This window comes from Photobacterium sp. ABD4_091, assembly GCF_056160145.1.
The window spans coordinates 120,095-138,792 of the sequence record NZ_JBSWWQ010000002.1; the positions used below are offsets into that span (position 1 = coordinate 120,095).

The following is an 18,698-nucleotide window of genomic DNA, read 5'->3' on the forward strand; positions in this document are numbered from 1 at the left end:
TGCAGTAAGTAACTTAACTACCTGCTTTGCGGTGTTAATTGCGAGATCCACTAGGCTGTAATAGCCTAAGAAGATAATGATTATCAGCCTAGTGGAAAACATCGTGAAAATAGTCAGTGTCGATCAGACTAACATCCGAATCTACCTCAACCTGTCGCAACCCTATGAGGCAGAGTTCTCCGTTTATACAAAAAAAGTACCTGATGAAAATGGGCTGTTCGCGATGGATACCTTAATTGGCAGCAACGTGATGGGGTTTCTGCTTTATATCGATAATGCCCCAGCGGGTTTGGCGGCGATTGCAGAAACCTCTGAAGGCCATTATGAAGTCTGTGATTTCTATGTCGTGCCGATTTTCCGCAAGAATAGGATGGGGCAGCAGTTTGCCCATCAGTTGTTTACCATGATGCCCGGCGAGTGGGAAAGTAAGCAAATTGAAGGGGCAGTGCATGCTATCGCTTTTTGGCGCAGGGCAATAGGTGCTTTCACCCATGACCAGTATGCTGAGGACACCTACCAAGACCCATACTGGGGCCCTGTGACTCGACAATGCTTCTCAACCCTCCCTGTTTAAATTTATGTCCACTTCCCATCTTCTTGAATGGGGAGTGGATATCACATTTTCTTCTTCGTCCCTCTGTATTGGCTAAACTCAGCTTGAATCAATAACAACATCATTTTACTTTGGCATTGATAATGTGCTTTGTTTCATATCGTCATATCACGAAATACGTAAAAATTCATGTCAGGCTAGTGACTATTCCCCTTATTGTATTACAATAGCATTAATTGATTTTTACGAATCCCCATACACTTTCATTGATATAAGAGAGTTAGCATGAGCAACCAAAAGTCTCTTGATGCGATCAGGAAGATGAAGCTGGAAAACGATACTTCAGCTGGTAACCTTGTAGACCTACTCCCTATCGAAGTACAGAAACGTGACTTCGACCTTTCTTTCCTAGACAACTTGAGCGAAGAGCGTCCTCGTCTTCTGGTTCAAGCTAAAGATCTAGCAGAATTTAAAGCGAAGGTGCAGGCTGACGAATCATACTGCATGTTCGACGATTTCTGGAACAACTCGACTGTTAAGTTCCTAGATACAGAACCGTATGCAGAGCCACAGCCTTACCCTGAAGAAACAGTAGGTAAAGCTTCTCTATGGCGTCCTTACTGGCGTCAAATGTACGTTGACTGCCAGATGGCACTTAACGCGACACGTAACCTGGCTATCGCTGGTATCGTGAAAGAAGACGAAGAGCTAATTGCTAAAGCAAAAGCTTGGACTCTGAAGCTATCTACTTACGATCCAGAAGGCGTAACGTCTCGTGGCTACAACGATGAAGCAGCATTCCGTGTCATCGCAGCAATGGCTTGGGGTTACGACTGGCTACACGCTCACTTCACAGACGAAGAGCGTCAGCAAGTTCAAGATGCACTGATTGAGCGTCTAGACGAAATCATGCACCACCTACGCGTGACGGTTGATCTACTGAACAACCCACTGAACAGCCACGGTGTTCGTTCGATTTCTTCTGCGATCATCCCAACGTGTATCGCGCTTTACCACGATCACCCGAAAGCAGGCGAGTACATCGCATACGCACTAGAGTACTACGCAGTACACTACCCGCCATGGGGGGGTGAAGACGGTGGCTGGGCTGAAGGTCCTGACTACTGGAACACCCAGACTGCATTCCTAGGCGAAGCATTCGACCTATTGAAGGCCTACTGTGGCGTAGACATGTTCAACAAGACATTCTACGAAAACACCGGTGACTTCCCGCTTTACTGTATGCCTGTTCACTCTAAGCGCGCGAGCTTCTGTGACCAGTCATCAATCGGTGACTTCCCTGGTCTGAAACTGGCTTACAACATCAAGCACTACGCGGGTGTTAACCAGAAGCCTGAGTACGTTTGGTACTACAATCAGCTGAAAGGCCGTGATACTGAAGCGCACACTAAATTCTACAACTTCGGTTGGTGGGACTTCGGCTACGACGATCTTCGCTTCAACATCCTTTGGGATGCTCCTGAAGAGAAAGCACCGTCTAACGATCCACTGTTGAAAGTGTTCCCAATCACTGGTTGGGCAGCGTTCCATAACAAGATGACTGAGCGTGATAACCACATCCACATGGTATTCAAGTGTTCACCATTTGGTTCAATCAGCCACTCTCACGGTGACCAGAACGCCTTCACGCTTCACGCATTCGGTGAAACACTGGCTTCAATCACTGGTTACTACGGTGGTTTCGGTGTAGACATGCACACTAAGTGGCGTCGTCAAACGTTCTCTAAGAACCTACCTCTATTTGGCGGTAAGGGCCAGTACGGCGAGAACAAGAACACCGGCTACGAAGGTCACCAAGACCGCTTCTGTATCGAAGCTGGCGGTAACATCACTGACTTCGACACTGAATCTGATGTGAAGATGGTTGAAGGTGATGCAACGGCTTCTTACAAGTACTTCGTACCTGAAATCGAGTCTTACAAGCGTAAGATTTGGTTCGTACAGGGCAAAGTATTCGTAATGCAGGACAAGGCATCTCTATCTGAAGAGAAAGACATGACTTGGCTGATGCACACCACTTTCGCTAACGAAGTGGCTGACAAGTCGTTCACTATCCGTGGTGAGAACGCGCACCTAGACGTGAACTTCATCAACGAATCTGCAGACAACATCCTATCTGTTAAGAACGTTGAAGGCTTCGGCGACGTTGACCCATACGAGTTCAAGGATCTAGATATCCACCGTCACGTAGAAGTTGAGTTCGGCGCAGCTAAAGAGCACAACATCCTAACGCTGCTTGTTCCTAACAAGAACAACGGCGAGCAGGTTGAGGTGTCTCACAAGCTTGAAGGTAACACGCTAATGCTGACTGTTGACGGCGAAACGGTCACTATCGAGCTGTAATCGACCGAACAGTTTAAGCCTGTTCAAGTCACAGCTAAAAGGCCCTAGGTTGAAAAACCTAGGGCCTTTTTTTATTGCTGTAAGATAAAGAACAGCATAAAGGGTGAGAGCGAAATGTTTGGGTGTGCATCAGGGGGAATTGATGCGTTTAACATTTCGCTCTCGGGGGAACCGTTTGACGGTAAGTTGTTAAGCGATTAGTTCTCCAAGCAATTAGCTCAACAAGTTTTTCATTTCTTGGGCAACCTTATCAACCTTGCCCATGCCAACGATAACCTGCAGGCCGCCAGAGCCTATGGTTACTACGCCGGCAGCGCCTAGTGCTTTCATCGCTTCTTTGTCAGCAATAGATGAGTCTTTCACCGTTAGGCGCAGACGGGTAATACAGTTATCAACCTCTAGGATGTTCTCCTTACCGCCGATAGCTGCGATATAGGCATTGGCTAGTTCGCCCATATCTTCCTTGTTGATACCTGACTGCTCATCCTCACCACGTCCCGGTGTCATCAGGTTGAACTTGGTAATAGTTACTCGGAAGATGCTGTAGTAAAGGCCGAAGAACACAAGGCCTTGCACAATTAGCATGTACCATTTGGTTGCTAATGGGTTCTGGCTCGAAAGTACTAGGTCAACCAAGCCTGCCGAGAAGCCGAAACCTGCCATCCACTCCATTGTCGCGGCGATGTAGAGTGAAATACCTGTCAGTACGGCGTGGATCAGGTAAAGCACAGGGGCGACGAACATGAAGCTGAATTCTAGTGGTTCAGTGATGCCGGTAAAGAAAGAAGCCATTGCCGCTGCCAGCATGATAGAGAAGACTTTGTCTTTGCTCTTTTTGTTGGCGCACTGGTAGATAGCCAAAGCTGCACCCGGTAGGCCGAACATCATGATAGGGAAGAAGCCTGCCTGATACATACCGGTCTGGCCGACGACTGCAGTACCGTTGGCGATAGATTGCGCACCGCCAAGGAAGTTCGGGATGTCATTGATACCGACGACGTCAAACCAGAACACAGGGTACAAGGCGTGGTGCATACCGATGGTCAACATCAAACGGTTGAAGAAGCCGAACAGGCCTGCACCCACTGCACCCATAGACTGCAGCTGGGTTCCGAATGCAATCAATGCATCATAAATGACCGGCCAGACAACCAGCAGGATACAGGCCATTGCGATACCGGCGATTGATGTCAGGATAGGAACCAAACGTTTGCCGCTGAAGAAAGCCAGTGCTTTAGGCAATTCGACCTCGTGGAAGCGGTTGTAGATTTCAGCCGAGACAATACCTACCAGGATACCGACAAACTGGTTTGCTATTTTTGAGAAAGCCGCAGGTACCGCATCGGCTGGAATGTGTTTGAGCTGGGCAACCACTGCAGGGGAAAGCAATGTGGTCAGTACCATAAAGCAAACATAACCGGACAGCGCCGCAGAGCCGCTTTTATCCCGGCTTAAGCCAAAGGCGACACCGATTGCGAACAACACCGCCATATTATCAATGATGGCAGCTCCTGATTTAATGAGTAAGGCTGCAGCGACACTTTCCGAACCCCAGCCGACGGGGTCCATCCAGTATCCAATCCCCATTAGGATAGCCGCAGCGGGTAGGGTCGCAACGGGTACCATAAGGGCCTTTCCGACCTTTTGTAGATATCCAAGTATGTTCATGATTTACCTTGTTATTTTGTGAGGTGAAGAAACTTTTTCAGGCGGCGCAAGCGCGCCCGGCAATCCACTTGCCAGAAATGAACTGTGAATTTAATGGCGCTCATCATCGGTAATTTCAGGGAGACGGACAAACGAAAAGTGCAGTAGAATGTATTAAATAATTTAATGCATGCCGATGTAGGCAGCTTAATGATTGGAAGGGATAGTGGAGCGAAAACAACAACTGCTGGCCAATATGCATTCATTCAGCGTGGTGGCCAAATATTTCAGTTTCACCAAAGCTGCGCACGAGCTTAATCTCACCCAAGGTGCGGTAAGTCATAGGATCAAAAACCTCGAAAAGCAGCTGGGCTTTCCGTTGTTTGTCAGGTTGACCCGCCGAATGGAATTGACGCCGGAAGGGGAAAGGCTGCTTTTGACCTTGAACCAGTCATTTGAAAGTATCTTCAATGAACTTGAGGATATTATCAGCAATGAGTTGAGTGGCGAGTTATATATCGGAACGTCCCCGGCCTTTGCCAGTAGTTGGTTGATGCCACGCCTTGGTAAGTTTCGTGAACTGTATCCGCAGTTAAATTTGCGGGTGAAGGTAAAAGGTTACCGGCCAGATTTTCAATATGAACCGTTGGATGCCGCAATTTTCTATAGTAGCGGCCACTATCCAGATTGTTACAGCTCCCGGTTGTTTGACGAGCGCCGTATCCCCGTGTGTTCCCCTGACTATGCGCGGCAGTTTGAACTTGAGGAGGGCAAAATGAACCAGTTGGAGGACGTGACATTTATCCATGGTGACCGCTCACAAATCTGGTCTCGCTGGCTGGAAAAGATGGGGCTGGATATCAATTGCTACCGCCGGACATGCACTTTTAACCTTTACGAGCATGACATCATGGCGGCGAGGCAGTCACTCGGTGTTGCGATGGGCCGACTTCGTTTTGTTTTGCCATATTTACAATCCGGTGAGCTTGTTGCTCCATTTGAGTCGATAAATAACGGTTTGGGCTATGACTTGGTATGTCCGGAAGGGATGCAGAAGCGGCCTAAATTCCAGGCTTTTGCCCGCTGGCTGGCGCAGGAAGTTGAGCAGGAAAATCAGTTTGATCTCGATAGTTCGGATATAAATATGTCCAAATGTTAAATTGATTAGCAAGTCACAGTTTTTTTCCGTTTCTCACAGGGGCAAATAAAGAGTTTTTTTTCAAATAAGAACAGGATTAAACTGATCGTAGTTTCATATGGGGGCGGGCTGCTCGCTTTGACAGAAATAGTAACGATTGAATTGCACTGTAACACTTTTGAAATAGTGATAAACACCCTAGTTAATACACAATATAGCGAGGCACCGGACGTCAGTTCGGCGCCTTTTTTTTTGAGCACTTTTTTTAAGTTCAAAGTTTAATGAGCAAGCAAGGATGCTTACTGGTAAATAAGTTTAATTACCGCTTTTTTTGAGGCGGTTTTATTTGGAGTTTTGATGGAAAACTTATCCTATCTAGTGGCTTTCAATCACTTGTTTTTCTCCATGGTTGCTGTCGTTATCATGGTTTTACTCGCTCGTACCGTTGTTGCGGGCACTAAGTATTCAGCAGTGCTGATGATCGTTGTTTTCGGTCTGCTAATGGGTACGCTATTTGTAGAAAGTGGGCTTGCTCAACCTGGCTTGGGTGATTTCCCGGTTATTGTGTTGTTGGGCCAGACTACGGTCATTGCGCTTATTGCCTCATTCTTCGTCGGTGGACAGGAAATCCGCCGCTTGTTGATGAAGCAGTTGGGCAGTGTGGAAAGCTTGGTTGAACCGGGTAAACATGAAGTGTTCGTCGGTACCACAAGCACCCAATTGGTGTATGTGATCCGTGCATTCGTGCTACTGATGAGCATCGAGATGGTCTCTGCGCTGATTTCAGGCCGCAGTGGTTCTCACCCCCTAGGTGAGTCTTACATGGCGCTAGCGTATGTAGGCATGACGATTTCCCTGATCCTTATCGATAGCAAGGCGAAAATTGCCAACAAGCGTAACTATCTTGTACGAGGTGTGGTTGAAGTCATCGCTATTATTGCTGTTTTGATCATTTCACTTCGAATCTCGCAGTTGGTATCAGGCTTTATCGGCCTACCGCAAATCTTCTTCGCGATGGTGCTTTCTTCTGGCCTAGGTATGGCAATGCCTAAGTGGAAGTTGGGTCCAACAATGAACGCGCTCCTTTTTGCCGGTATCCCTGTCGTACTAACTGGTAGCTTCTTGGTGGGTGGTTCTCACATGATGGAAGCGTTCAGTATCCCAGGTCTACAGAGCGTAATCGTATACGGCTTTGCCGGCCAGATGTTCTGGATGTTCGGTGGTCTTGCTATTCTAATCTTCCTAGCAAATGCGAACCATGTGCGTAACTTGGCTCCGGGCATGGCAGGTGGCCTGTCTCATTCAGGCCTGACCGGCGCATGTACAGCAGGTGACCTTGGTGCAACGGCTGCAGGTCGTGCCCCGATCATGATTAACGTACCTTTCCTTGGTCACATCTTTGTATTTACCATTTTGGCAGCAAGTGCAGAAAGCGGCGTACTTCTAGTGCAATGGGTGATTCCTCTTGTTCTAGTCGGTTTGGGCTGTGTTTACCTGGCAACCAAGAACCTGCGTAAGGCTGATGGCAACGATGAGATGGAAATCAAAGGCTTGATGCAGTTCTCGTTCGGCTGGCAGATCACTGCAGTATTCGGTAGTTTCACCATCCTACACTTTGCCGGTATGCCAATCGAAAACGCTTCTATGGCAGCAGCTTCTGGCCTATCTCACTTCGGTCTGTTTGCAGCAACCCAGGGCGGTATGTTCGGTGCGGAAGCGGCGAGTATGATCACCTTCATCTTCGCAACGCCATTCCTAGTTCACCCACTGGTATTTGGCCTGTTTGGTAAAGCGGCAGAGAACAATGGCCCGATGGCGAGCAAAGCGGTTATGGCCGTATTCATTATCGGTTCCCTGGGCGTGCTTTTCTCAGCATTCTCAGTGTAAATACACGAAATACTTGTTTACCTTGTAGCTTGTTCACCTTGTAACTAGCTCACCTTACAATTATATCGCGGTATAGCTGATTTAAGTCACCGTCAGCAGCTCTTTTCTTTGGGCTGGTGGCGGTGACTTTTTTGTGCCTGCTGTGTCTACTGTGCCTGTTGTTTCTATTGGCTGTACTGCTGTGCGATGGTTTGCCTCAACCACTGACAAAAACATTCAACAGCCGTTGTATTGTGCTGCCGATAGAGGAAATAGCCTGCCTGCGCCTTAATGGCGGGGTAGGGGGCAACGAGCCGTTTGTGTTCAACTTCATTCCCTAACAAAGCCTGCCTCGCAAGCGCCACGCCCAGCCCCGCTTCTGCCGCTGCCATTGCCATATCTGTGCGGTTGAAGTAATGCCCCTGCGGCAAATGACTAAGCGTCAGGCCCATCGAATCAAACCAGCTTTGCCATTCCTGATCTTTCTGGGCACCCTGCCATGGCATCGCATCGTGAAGCAAAGTGATCTCTTGCCATATGCTTTCAGATTGCCAATTGAAACTGTTGTAATACGCCGGACTCATGACTGGGACGAGGTGTTCTTCAAGCAACAGTTCACCGTAGCTGATATTACCGCCGCTGGTATCCGCGCCGAACTGGCAATAATCAATCACCAAGTCCACATCATCACACCGGTGATCAACGAGTGCACCATCGGCAAAGGTCTGTACCTTGAGTTCTGGGTACTGGCGGTTAAAGTCATGGAGCTTGGGCACCAACCATTTGAAGGCAAAAGACGGTGTGAGTTTAAGCCGTATTTCCGTACTGGTTTGCGGGGCCTTTAGTTCAGCTAATACTTGCTTGATTTGCCCAATACTAAGATCCACCACATCAAACAACTGCTTGCCACTGTCAGTCAAGGTGAGCCCGCGAGAATGGCGGTGGAACAAGGTGATATCCAATCGGTGCTCTAGTTGTTTGATTTGTTGACTCAGCGCCCCTGTTGTTAGGTGCAGCTCGTGCGCTGCCTTGGTAAGGCTTTGGTGTTTGGCCACAACCGCAAAGGTGGCGAGACCAGCGAATGTACTTGCTCTCACAGTAATCCTCGAGATAGTTAATTCACTGTGTTTAGTTTTTCTAAACGCAGCCCTTAAATAATATCGATTGTTAGCAGAATGTAAATGAAAGATCCTTGCTCGCACAATAATGCGTGCTTCATCCAGATTGGCTGGATGATTTGCTTTAGTTTTGAGGATTCAGATGGAAGTTATTGTATTGGGTAGCGGTGTGGTTGGTTTGACGTCGGCTTGGTATTTACGCCAAGCGGGCCATGATGTCACGGTCATTGACCGACAGCCACGCAGTGCAGAGGAAACCAGCTTTGCCAATGCAGGGCAAATCTCCTATGGCTATTCATCACCTTGGGCGGCGCCGGGCATTCCGATCAAAGCGATGAAATGGTTGTTGCAACAGCACGCTCCTTTGAAAATCAAGCCTTCGGTCTCGCCTGAGTTATACCTCTGGGCCAGCAAGATGTTGGCGAACTGCAATACGGCCCGATATCAAATCAATAAGTCCCGGATGCTGAGAATCGCCAATTACAGCCGCGAATGCTTAAAGCAGCTGCGCAACGACTTTGATTTGAATTATGAAGGGCGCCAACAGGGCACGTTGCAGGTATTCCGTACCGACAAGCAGTTAGAAGCGGTTGCAAAAGATATTGAGTTACTGTCCGAAAGTGGCACCCGCTATCAGGAGCTGGATGTGGCAGGGTGCATTGCTGCCGAACCCGCTTTGGCTGCAGTAAAAGATAAGTTGGTAGGAGGATTACGACTGCCTGATGATGAAACCGGCGACTGTTATCTGTTCTGTCAGCAACTGACAGAGCTGGCGAAACAGGCTGGTGTAAATTTTAAGTTTGATACTGAGATAACCCGGTTAGAAGTCGACGAGAACCGAATACGCTCAGTACACACGAGCTGTGATGAGTTCAAAGCCGATGCCTTTGTAGTCGCAATGGGAAGCTATTCGCCGCAGATTTTATCCCAGGCTGGTATTGTTGTTCCTGTTTACCCAGTTAAGGGGTACTCACTCACCATGCCGGTCAAAAATGGCGATGCCGCCCCTATCTCTACAGTGATGGATGAGACCTACAAAGTTGCCATGACCCGGTTTGACGACAGGATACGGGTTGCCGGTACGGCAGAGTTGGCAGGGTTTGATTTGAACTTGGCCGAGAAACGTAAGGCAACCATTGCTATGGTGATTCAGGACTTGTTCCCGCAAGGTGGCGAGATTGAAAAAGCAGAATACTGGACAGGCCTAAGGCCAATGACGCCAGATGGCACGCCGGTGATAGGCAAAACACCCATCAAGAATTTGTTCACTAACTCGGGGCACGGCACATTAGGTTGGACCATGGCCTGCGGCTCGGGCAAGCTACTGGCCGATATTGTCAGCGGTACAGAAACAGATATCGATACCAATGGCCTGGATGTGTATCGTTACATCAACTGATATGTCACTAGTCTTGGCTTTTGTTTTTATTACGCTTCATGACTTTTTCGATGAGGCGAATTGCAATAAAACAGATTGCTCCGGTTAGCATTAGGAGCCAATAGATCTGATCAGAGATATCCATATACGCCTCAGTGATGCAGTTAAGTAACTATATCAGTATAACTTAACAGTCTGTAGTGTATGGCTTTTTTATATGGAGTGGGAACTTAAGCTGTGAAGCCGCTCGATTTGCGGCTTCATGCAATGTAATGCTCTTAGTCATTGCCTCAAAGATAAATATTTTTTCATCAGCAAGATTTTCTTAAGATTACACCAAAGAGGTAGTGAACCGTTTCGTAAGTTAATGGTGTCGAGCCCGACAATAAAAACAGGGGACACCAATGAAACATCATATTCATTTAACCGAAAGGATCGATTTAGGGAAAAAGGCGGTGACAACCGGTGCTATATTTTTTGGCCTGTTTGCCATTTCTCCTTTTGCGCAGGCAAATTTCTACTTCCCAGAACCAAGCTTTGAACCACCGAGTTATGAAGTGCCAAAGTCAATCAGCAACTATCAGCAACCCAATATCCTGCTGATTACCGTAGATGATTATGGCTATGATGCATCCAGCCTCTACACCAAAGGGAAAGATGTACCGCCGACGCCAACTTTAGAGGCACTGGCAGCAGATGGCATCACCTATAACAACTCTTGGTCGATGCCCTCCTGTACCACAACCCGCGGCACTATTATGACGGGTCAGTATCCTAGCAGGACCAACATCATATTCCCTCTTGGGGCAAATACCGACGACACTAACGATCTTGATACTGATAACCCCGAAAAGCTATTACCGTACTTACTGCGAGAACAAGGATACCTAACCAAGCATATCGGAAAATGGCACTTGACTGATGGGCAAGGATTTTTTGATCCAAGAGCGATGCAAGCGCCTTTAGAGGCGGGTTACGACCAGTGGACTGGGATTATTCAAGGAGCGCCATTCCCGAGTTATTACAATTGGCCCAAAGTAGAAAATGGCAGTCCAAGCGGCTTTGAAAACACATTTACATCGATTGTCGAAATTGATGAAACGATTGAGTTGTTTAATGAAGCCCAAAGCTATGGGATGCCAGCATTCGCCTGGCTATCTTTAACCGCTCCCCACTTTCCTTATCAGCCAGCTCCCGAAGGGCATGTAAGAATAGAAGTACAAGAAGCCCTTATTGAAGCATACAATTTATATTGTCAGCTTGCGGTACAAGTCTATGGTACTTGCACCTTAGGTTCTACACCCATTGAGAACTACGAAGACTTGCCTGACGATTTAGTGACATTCCCTGTAATAGTGCCTTCTCCTAGTATTGGTGACGTTAATATAAAACTTGCAAGGGCTGTATATAACTCGCTTGTATCTGCCTTTGATACCAGTTTACAGAGGTTGTTTGAATCTATCGATATGGAAAACACCATTGTCGTATTTGTCGGTGATAATGGTACACCTGGGGATGTGGTTGTTGCTCCGTTTGATAGGACGAGGGCAAAAGGTAGTTTCTATGAGCTGGGCATAAAAGTTCCTTTGGTCGTTGCAGGCCCAGGGGTTCGAAAACCAGGTAGAAGAAGTGATGCGCTGGTAAATGTGACTGACTTGTATGCAACACTGCTTGAGGTTGCCGGCATTACACCGAAAGAGGAAATAGATTCAGTTAGTTTTGCCGAATCATTAAAGAACACCAGCAAACGCTATTCATCTAGGCTGTTTAACATTGCCGAGCAAGGTTATCCAGATGCATTGATTGATAACAATACACCTGTATTGGGCAACCCAATATTGGGGCCAACACCGCTCAGAGAAGGCAAAACGATTCGTGACAAGCGGTATAAGTTGATCGTCCAAACCGGTCTTGAATCAAGAGGGCAACCAAATGTGCTATTCCCGGATCGGAGTGTCACCGAAGTTGAATTGTACGACTTGAAAAATGACCCGCATGAAGAGGATAACCTGCTAGAGCGTCGCCGAGTGCCAAGTCGTGCGCTGTTTGCTTACACCTTGCTGTGTGATGAACTGCAAAGGGAGTTCAAGAAGCCGGTATGCCCGAGCTACTACTAAGCCGTTCGACTAAACATCATCGTTATGCTGTTGAAACAAAAGCGAACCTGTTGTAGGTTCGCTTTTTCATTAATGGTTGATATGGGTGTTACACACAAGGCACCTGCTGGGTGATACAGTGGATGTTGCCACCGCCCAATAAGATCTCCCGGGCATCGACGCCGGTGACTTTGTAGCCAGGGTAGAGGTCGTTGAGCAAGTCTTCCACTTCTGTATCCAGGTTGTCATCAAGCAGCGGATAAACAATCTGATCATTGGTGACGAGGTAGTTGGCATAAGAGCCAGCCAAGCGCTCACCCGGCGTGCGCTCCATGCCATCGGACACATCGACACCGTTGGCTTCATTTTCCGATATGAACAAAGGACCCGGCATCGGCAGTTTATGGACTTTGATTTGCCGGCCTTTGGCATCCGTCTGGGTTTCAAGCACATCCAGTGCCTGGCGCGAGATGTCATATTGCGGGTCATCTTTATCTTCGCACCAAGTCAGTACCACCTCGCCAGGGCGGACGACATGAATCAGGTTATCGACATGGCCGTTCGTTTCGTCATTGTACAAACCGCTCGGGATCCAGATGACTTTCTCCACTGAGAGGTAATCGTAAAGGACTTGTTCGATCTCTTCTTTGGACAAGTCAGGGTTACGGCTTGGGTGGAGTAAGCACTCTTCGGTCGTGTACAGGGTGCCTTCTCCATCGACATGGATAGAGCCGCCTTCGAGCACAATGGGCGCCCGGTAGCTGGCATCGCCATGGAACTCACACACTTTTTGCGCCACCGCATCGTCTTTGTCCCAAGGGAAGTACAAACCGTCGACCAATCCGCCCCAAGCGTTGAAGTGCCAATCGACGCCGCGTCTATGGCCTTCTTTATCAACCACATAAGATGGGCCGATGTCCCTCATCCATGAATCGTCAGTACTCATTTCGACCAATCGGACGTTATCAGGCAGCATCTGGCGGGCGTTTTCAAATTGCTGGGCACTGACCACCATATTCACTGGGGTTGATTGGGAAATGGCTTCCGCGACCTTGACAAAGGTTGTCTGTGCCGGTTTACCCCCGAAGCGCCAGTTATCGGTTCGCTCTGGCCAAGCCATCCAAATGGCTGCTTGTGGTTCATGTTCGCCCGGCATTCTGAAGCCGTCTTGTCTTGGTGTTGAATTAATTCGTTTGCTCATGGCTAGACATCCTTAATTAATGGCTATGAGAAGGTTGTTGGCTAGATGGCTCTGCTTGTTCAGCATTCTTTTTGGCAACTGCGAGTTTCAGTAGGTATTCACCGATGCCCACTGTCAAAATGACCCCGATAAGTACCGGCGCACTGTATGTCCAGTTAACGGTCATATCGATAAGCTCAGGGAAGATGAACAAGATCACGGCCTGGGCAATAACAATGAAGCAGATAATGCTAAGTACCCACTGTACACCTAGGCCACCCGGTACGCGGAAAGGGCGTTCTGTCTCTGGATCACTGATACGCAATTTCAGGTATGACGGGAACATAAACAGGTAAGGCAGAAGGAAAATACAGCTGGAGAAGGCAAATACAGACCAGAACAAATCGTCACTGGTTTGGGCAAAGAGTGCATAGGCTAGAATGACCACGGTCGATAGAATACCCGTAATGGTGTTGGCGCCCACTGGGGTGTCGTGTTTTTCAGACATTTTGGCTACAGCTTCAGGTAGCTCGCCCTCGTTAGCGGCTTCGGCGGCAGCTCGGCTAGCACCCATAGTCCAGGTCACCATGTTGCCGATAAAGGTCAGCAATGCCATGGTGCCAATCAGGTACACCATCATGGTGCCGAAGGCGCCGGTACCAAACAGTTTACGTAGGGTATCAACAATGCCCGCAACCAAACCGATATCTTGTACTGGCAGCGCCATCAAAATGCCAACCGTGCCAAAGACATACAGGAAGGCTGTGATAGCAGCAGCGAGGAAGATAGATTTTGGCATGTCGCGGACGTCTTTCATCTCTTTGGTCATGGTTGCGACAAGCTCAAACCCCATCAGGTTGAACACCAAGGCAGGAAGGAACGCCACGCCAGTATCAAGGCTAGGCATCATGGCTGAGAAGGTAAACTCATTGGCAACACCATGCTTGGCAGCGTAGAAGAAACCGCCAAAGCCCAGTACAGCGATAACGGTGACTTTAAGGATTGCGCCAATATTGGTGACCCAGACACCGACATCTACCGAGACATTACAAATCCAGATAGTGAGCCAGGTAAGGGCAATACAAATGGCGATTTGCCACATCAGGGAGAGGCCGGGGAAGAAGAGTTCGGCGAACATACCGGCAAACATGATGTAGACCGCTGGCATCCATAAGCCAACGTTAATCCAGTAAAACCAGGTTGTCCTGACCGCCCATTTGTAACCGAAAGCCTTTTTGACCCAGTCGTAAATACCGCCGTCGCCTGGGTAGGTGGTGCCGAGTTCAGAAGTGATTAATCCGTAAGGGATGACAAAAACAATGAGGGTAACCAGCCACCACCCGATAGCACTAACGCCTATGGAGGCAGAAGCCGTCAAGGTATCAACGACGATAACAGCACATAGGCTAAAGAGGGCGAGACTGCCTACTCCCATCTTTCCGCCTGAGGTTTGAGTTTCCATAATTATATCTCCGTGATTGTTACACGTTATTTATGCTTGATGTCCAATTCTCTATTTCACGGAATTATCTTATGACTACGGCGGGCAGATATTCGTTATTAGAATCACTTATCGGGCATCGTTAATATATGGCTGCCAAAGGCGTGACTCTTACCATAAATAAACTAAGTTAATATGGCCAGGGAGAGAAAATTGATTCTAATCAAATAATGGTAATTATTATTAGCGATAAATTGAATGGCAGGTTCTCAATGATAAATAAGACAGGTTGGTAGTATGGCACAGGATAAACCAATTATTGTGGTCGCTGTTGGTGGTAATGCACTATTACAGCGTGGCGAATTAATGAGTTACGAAAACCAAGCCAATAATATTGATATCGCCTCTAAGGCGTTGGCAGAATTAAGCGAGAATTACCGTGTGGTTGTGGTACATGGAAATGGCCCCCAGGTTGGCTTGCTTGCACTACAAAATTTAGCTTATACCGATGCACCACCTTATCCACTCGATGTCTTGGGCGCAGAAACCCAGGGAATGATCGGATATATGATGGCTAGGAGCCTGAAGAAATATATGAAAACGGGTCATGTAAGTACGGTCGTGACACAAATAGCGGTTGACCAAGCCGATCCTGCTTTTGATGCGCCAAATAAATTTATTGGACCGGTTTACGACATAGAAACGGCACAAGCCAAGTCGGCACAATATGGCTGGAATATAAAACCGGATGGCGATTACTGGCGTCGGGTTGTTCCTTCACCATTCCCGCAGGGAATTATTGAAATTGATAGTATACGCACATTACTCGATGCGGGTCATACAGTAATATGTTGTGGTGGTGGCGGCTGCCCGGTGGTTGAGAAAGAGGGTGAAATGACCGGGGTTGAGGCTGTGATAGACAAGGATTTTTCAGCGGCGACATTGGCCAAGCAGTTGAATGCACAGCACCTGCTTATCCTCACCGACGGTGATTATGTCTGTGTCGATTGGGGTAAGCCAACAGAGCAGCCACTCTATGATGTAACGGTTGAGCAACTGGGGCAATACACCTTTGCTGCAGGCTCTATGGCGCCGAAGGTTGAAGCCTGCTGTGAATTTGCGACCTATACAAAAGGTGCGGGGATCGGGCATATAGGCTCGCTTCATAAAGCGGCAGAGATCATGGCAAACCGTTCTGGAACACATATACACGGATAGGTAACTCAATGCGAAAAGAGTCGACAGAGAAGAGACTTGAGAGGATCCATTCAGCGGCAATTCGTTTGGCATCACAGAGGGAGGTGAGCGCAATATCTATCTATGATGTTGCCAAGGAGGCTGCGATTGCTGCCTCAACGGTTTATCATCATTACCCGAATATTGAAGCCTTGATTTGCGAGTTAATGAACTCGGTATTTGATGACTTTGAGCAAGTATTAGATGATGCTGTGGTGGCAGAAAAAGTCCACCATTGGTCTGATATTAATCGGATGATTGAGCAGAGTTTCGTTGACTATTACCGTCTGGCGCCATTGGCGCAGCACACGTTATTAGGGCAACATACATACTCCTCCGTCAGGCAGGCCGATGCTCAAAATGATCTGGTACTGGGCAAGAAGGTAGAAAATATTTACCGGCAGTACTTTACTCTTCCTGAGCTACCGAGTGATGTGAATATTTTTGCTATCGCGTTGCAGGTAGCTGATAAGGTCTATTCGATGAATTACCGGGAGAATGGCGATATTGCCCCCGAAATGGCTAGGGAAGCCATTGTGATCACCGAGGCTTATTTAGGGACATACTTGCCGAAGCAACTACCTAGGGCAGTCACTCTCAACTAATTATTTCTATCGACGATTGTTACCGTAGCTTTTACTTATAAGCCTGCTGTTGCCATTGCAATAGCAGGCTTTTTATTGCTTGGATAAACAATTAAAAATGAATATCGGAAAATACTGGTAATTAATTTAAATCAATGTGACTTGCGTCAACCAGATTATTCTACTTGAAATAACACTACCGATTAGTGATTCTAATTTTAGAATCGATGGTTCTTTTTATGGATACTGAATTCAACCAAGCAATACACCAAATAGTGATTGCTCGATGAATAAATTAACTCTGGTAAAAAGGATACGAAAATGAGACTTCCATCTTCTAGTGCAACTGAACTAAATAAACCAAATCTGCGCCATTTTCTGAAAACTCAGGATTTTACCAAACAAGAGCTTGAAGAGATTTTAGAGTTGATGGCGATGCTGAAGCAGGCTCGCCGAGACAATGCGGTTCCCCAGCTATTCAAAGGCAAATCGGTTGCGATGATTTTCGAACAGCCTTCCACCCGTACCCGTGTGTCTTTCGAAACCGCAGCGACAATTCTTGGCGGCCATGCATTGTTCCTATCACCGAAGGATATTCACCTAGGTGCCAAAGAATCACTGGAAGATACTGGCCGCGTATTGTCACGCATGGTTGATGTGATTATGGCTCGTGTTGATGAGCATGACACCGTGGCTGGCTTGGCGAAAAATGCCAGCGTACCTGTTATCAATGGCCTGTGTGACTGGCTGCACCCAACCCAGATCATGGCTGATTTATTCACCATGAAAGAGCACCTACCGGAAGGCAAAGCGCTGAGTGATTTGACTGTTGCCTTTGTGGGCGATGCGACCAACGTAGCGTCTTCACTGATGTTCGCATGTACCAAGTTTGGCATGACCTTCAAGCACATCTGCCCAGAGCGCTTCAAGGCACCACAGGAGTGGGTTGAAATTGCGCTGGGCAACTGTGAAACATCAGGCGGGAAATTGGTCATCACTGACAATACAGACGAAGTCGCAGGCTGCGATATCATCGTCGCTGACAGCTTCTATTGGTTTGGTCAGGAGGAAGAAAAAGAGATCCGCCTATCGACCTTCATCCCTGAGTATGTGGTGACGGAAGAGATGATGGCGAAAGCCGGGCCAAACGCCATGTTTATGCACTGTTTGCCAGCCAATGATCAGCGCGAATGTACCCGCGGGGTGATGGAAGCCGATAACTCGCTGATCTTCGATGAGGCCGAGAACCGCCTAACCGCACAAATGGCGCTGTTGGTGTACTTCACCCACAAAGACATGAACATCCCAACCCCTGAGGTTGAAACGGAACACAAAGAGAAAATTGACCGTTTCCTTTCTGCTTTATAAGTTCTGCTAACTAACGAGAAACAGCCCGGTGCTTGCATCGGGCTGTTTTCGTTTTGTTCTGTATTAGGCAAAGCAATTGGCATTAGCTGTTAAACCCCTCACGAATGTGAAAGATGGTTTAATATTTAATGACAACCCCGTCGAATCGAAATGTCTGGAGGCCCTTATGGTTAGGGTTTTTTACATTAGCGATGACTTAGACGACCTAGAGCTGGTGGAATACGAGTTGGAGCTTAGTGGGCTCGGCCCGTCGCAAATCCATGTGCTCACCGACAATGATGCCGAGGTTGCCAGCCATCAACATCTCCATCCGGTGAAATCCTTTATGCGCAATGACGTTATCCACTCCACCGAGATAGGTGCTGTAATTGGCGTAGTTGTAGCTGCACTTGTATTGTTCTTTGCTTATGCCACCGGTGTGGTGGACACTGTTGGTTGGCTGCCTTTTGTTATGCTAGCAATCATCATGATGGGCTTTATTACCTGGGAAGGGGGGCTATTTGGTTTCCAAGAGCTTCATTACCAATTCCGCCGCTTCAAACAGGTACTCCAGTCTGGGCGCCATGTGTTGATGGTCGATGTCGAACCCGAGCAAGAGATCATGCTGGCCAATGTGACTTTGGCCCACGACAAACTCAAACCGGCAGGGACGGGCAAAGCCCCACCACGCTGGTTGGTGTCAATGCACAACCGCTGGGATCGGATGATGCATACTTTGCCTTAATACGA

The 18,698-nt window shown here is 47.8% G+C and carries 14 protein-coding genes; 10 read left to right on the forward strand and 4 right to left on the reverse strand.

Going from position 1 to position 18,698, the window contains the following annotated elements; all coding sequences use genetic code 11:
* Window positions 1-103: 103 nt before the first annotated feature.
* Together ACXAGQ_RS14875 and ACXAGQ_RS14880 are read left to right on the forward strand one after the other, a co-directional pair.
* On the forward strand, window positions 104-574 hold the full coding sequence (locus ACXAGQ_RS14875; protein WP_475254881.1) for a GNAT family N-acetyltransferase: 471 nt from the start codon (window positions 104-106) through the stop codon (window positions 572-574).
* Window positions 575-838: 264 nt separating this feature from the next.
* Window positions 839-2,917 (forward strand): DUF4962 domain-containing protein, encoded by a 2,079-nt coding sequence (locus tag ACXAGQ_RS14880; RefSeq protein WP_475254883.1) that lies wholly within the window; start codon window positions 839-841, stop codon window positions 2,915-2,917.
* Window positions 2,918-3,130: 213 nt separating this feature from the next.
* Here the strand turns inward: ACXAGQ_RS14880 and nagE are convergent, their stop codons facing one another.
* Window positions 3,131-4,585 carry an N-acetylglucosamine-specific PTS transporter subunit IIBC gene (gene nagE, locus ACXAGQ_RS14885; protein WP_475254884.1) on the reverse strand — a complete coding sequence of 485 codons (1,455 nt, stop codon included), beginning with the start codon at window positions 4,583-4,585 and terminating at the stop codon, window positions 3,131-3,133.
* 235 nt (window positions 4,586-4,820) lie between these two features.
* Here nagE and ACXAGQ_RS14890 point away from each other — a divergent pair, with 235 nt between their 5' ends.
* A complete protein-coding gene (locus ACXAGQ_RS14890; protein ID WP_475256592.1) occupies window positions 4,821-5,723 on the forward strand; it encodes a LysR substrate-binding domain-containing protein in 903 nt (300 codons plus the stop codon).
* Window positions 5,724-6,059: 336 nt separating this feature from the next.
* Window positions 6,060-7,589, forward strand: a complete 1,530-nt coding sequence (locus ACXAGQ_RS14895) for a hypothetical protein (RefSeq protein ID WP_475254886.1) — start codon at window positions 6,060-6,062, stop codon at window positions 7,587-7,589.
* Window positions 7,590-7,753: 164 nt separating this feature from the next.
* On the opposite strand, the gene ACXAGQ_RS14900 is transcribed toward ACXAGQ_RS14895, so the two are convergent.
* A complete protein-coding gene (locus ACXAGQ_RS14900) occupies window positions 7,754-8,665 on the reverse strand; it encodes a LysR substrate-binding domain-containing protein (protein WP_475254888.1) in 912 nt (303 codons plus the stop codon).
* Between the two features lie 163 nt (window positions 8,666-8,828).
* Here ACXAGQ_RS14900 and ACXAGQ_RS14905 point away from each other — a divergent pair, with 163 nt between their 5' ends.
* Window positions 8,829-10,085 carry a D-amino acid dehydrogenase gene (locus ACXAGQ_RS14905; protein WP_475254889.1) on the forward strand — a complete coding sequence of 419 codons (1,257 nt, stop codon included), beginning with the start codon at window positions 8,829-8,831 and terminating at the stop codon, window positions 10,083-10,085.
* Window positions 10,086-10,468: 383 nt separating this feature from the next.
* Window positions 10,469-12,181: a sulfatase-like hydrolase/transferase gene (locus tag ACXAGQ_RS14910; RefSeq protein WP_475254890.1), complete on the forward strand. Its 1,713-nt coding sequence runs from the start codon at window positions 10,469-10,471 to the stop codon at window positions 12,179-12,181.
* Between the two features lie 88 nt (window positions 12,182-12,269).
* Here ACXAGQ_RS14910 and aguA read toward each other — a convergent pair whose 3' ends face one another.
* Together aguA and ACXAGQ_RS14920 are read right to left on the reverse strand one after the other, a co-directional pair.
* The gene (aguA, locus tag ACXAGQ_RS14915; protein WP_475254892.1) at window positions 12,270-13,361 is read right to left on the reverse strand and encodes an agmatine deiminase; all 1,092 of its coding nucleotides are present in this window, start codon (window positions 13,359-13,361) and stop codon (window positions 12,270-12,272) included.
* Window positions 13,362-13,377: 16 nt separating this feature from the next.
* Window positions 13,378-14,802, reverse strand: coding sequence for an APC family permease (locus tag ACXAGQ_RS14920; RefSeq protein ID WP_475254893.1), 1,425 nt, complete (start codon window positions 14,800-14,802; stop codon window positions 13,378-13,380).
* A 276-nt stretch (window positions 14,803-15,078) separates the two neighbouring features.
* Between ACXAGQ_RS14920 and arcC the strand changes: the two genes are divergently transcribed.
* The 4 genes from arcC to ACXAGQ_RS14940 all read left to right on the forward strand — a co-directional run bounded on the left by arcC (window position 15,079) and on the right by ACXAGQ_RS14940 (window position 18,693).
* Complete coding sequence (arcC, locus tag ACXAGQ_RS14925; protein WP_475254894.1) at window positions 15,079-15,999, forward strand: carbamate kinase; 921 nt, start codon at window positions 15,079-15,081, stop codon at window positions 15,997-15,999.
* A gap of 8 nt (window positions 16,000-16,007) precedes the next feature.
* Complete coding sequence (locus ACXAGQ_RS14930) at window positions 16,008-16,622, forward strand: TetR/AcrR family transcriptional regulator (protein ID WP_475254895.1); 615 nt, start codon at window positions 16,008-16,010, stop codon at window positions 16,620-16,622.
* 300 nt (window positions 16,623-16,922) lie between these two features.
* Entirely contained in the window at window positions 16,923-17,969 is a 1,047-nt protein-coding gene (gene ptcA / locus ACXAGQ_RS14935; RefSeq protein WP_475254896.1) for a putrescine carbamoyltransferase, read from the forward strand.
* Between the two features lie 166 nt (window positions 17,970-18,135).
* Window positions 18,136-18,693 (forward strand): NAD/FAD-utilizing enzyme, encoded by a 558-nt coding sequence (locus tag ACXAGQ_RS14940; RefSeq protein WP_475254898.1) that lies wholly within the window; start codon window positions 18,136-18,138, stop codon window positions 18,691-18,693.
* Window positions 18,694-18,698: the final 5 nt, after the last annotated feature.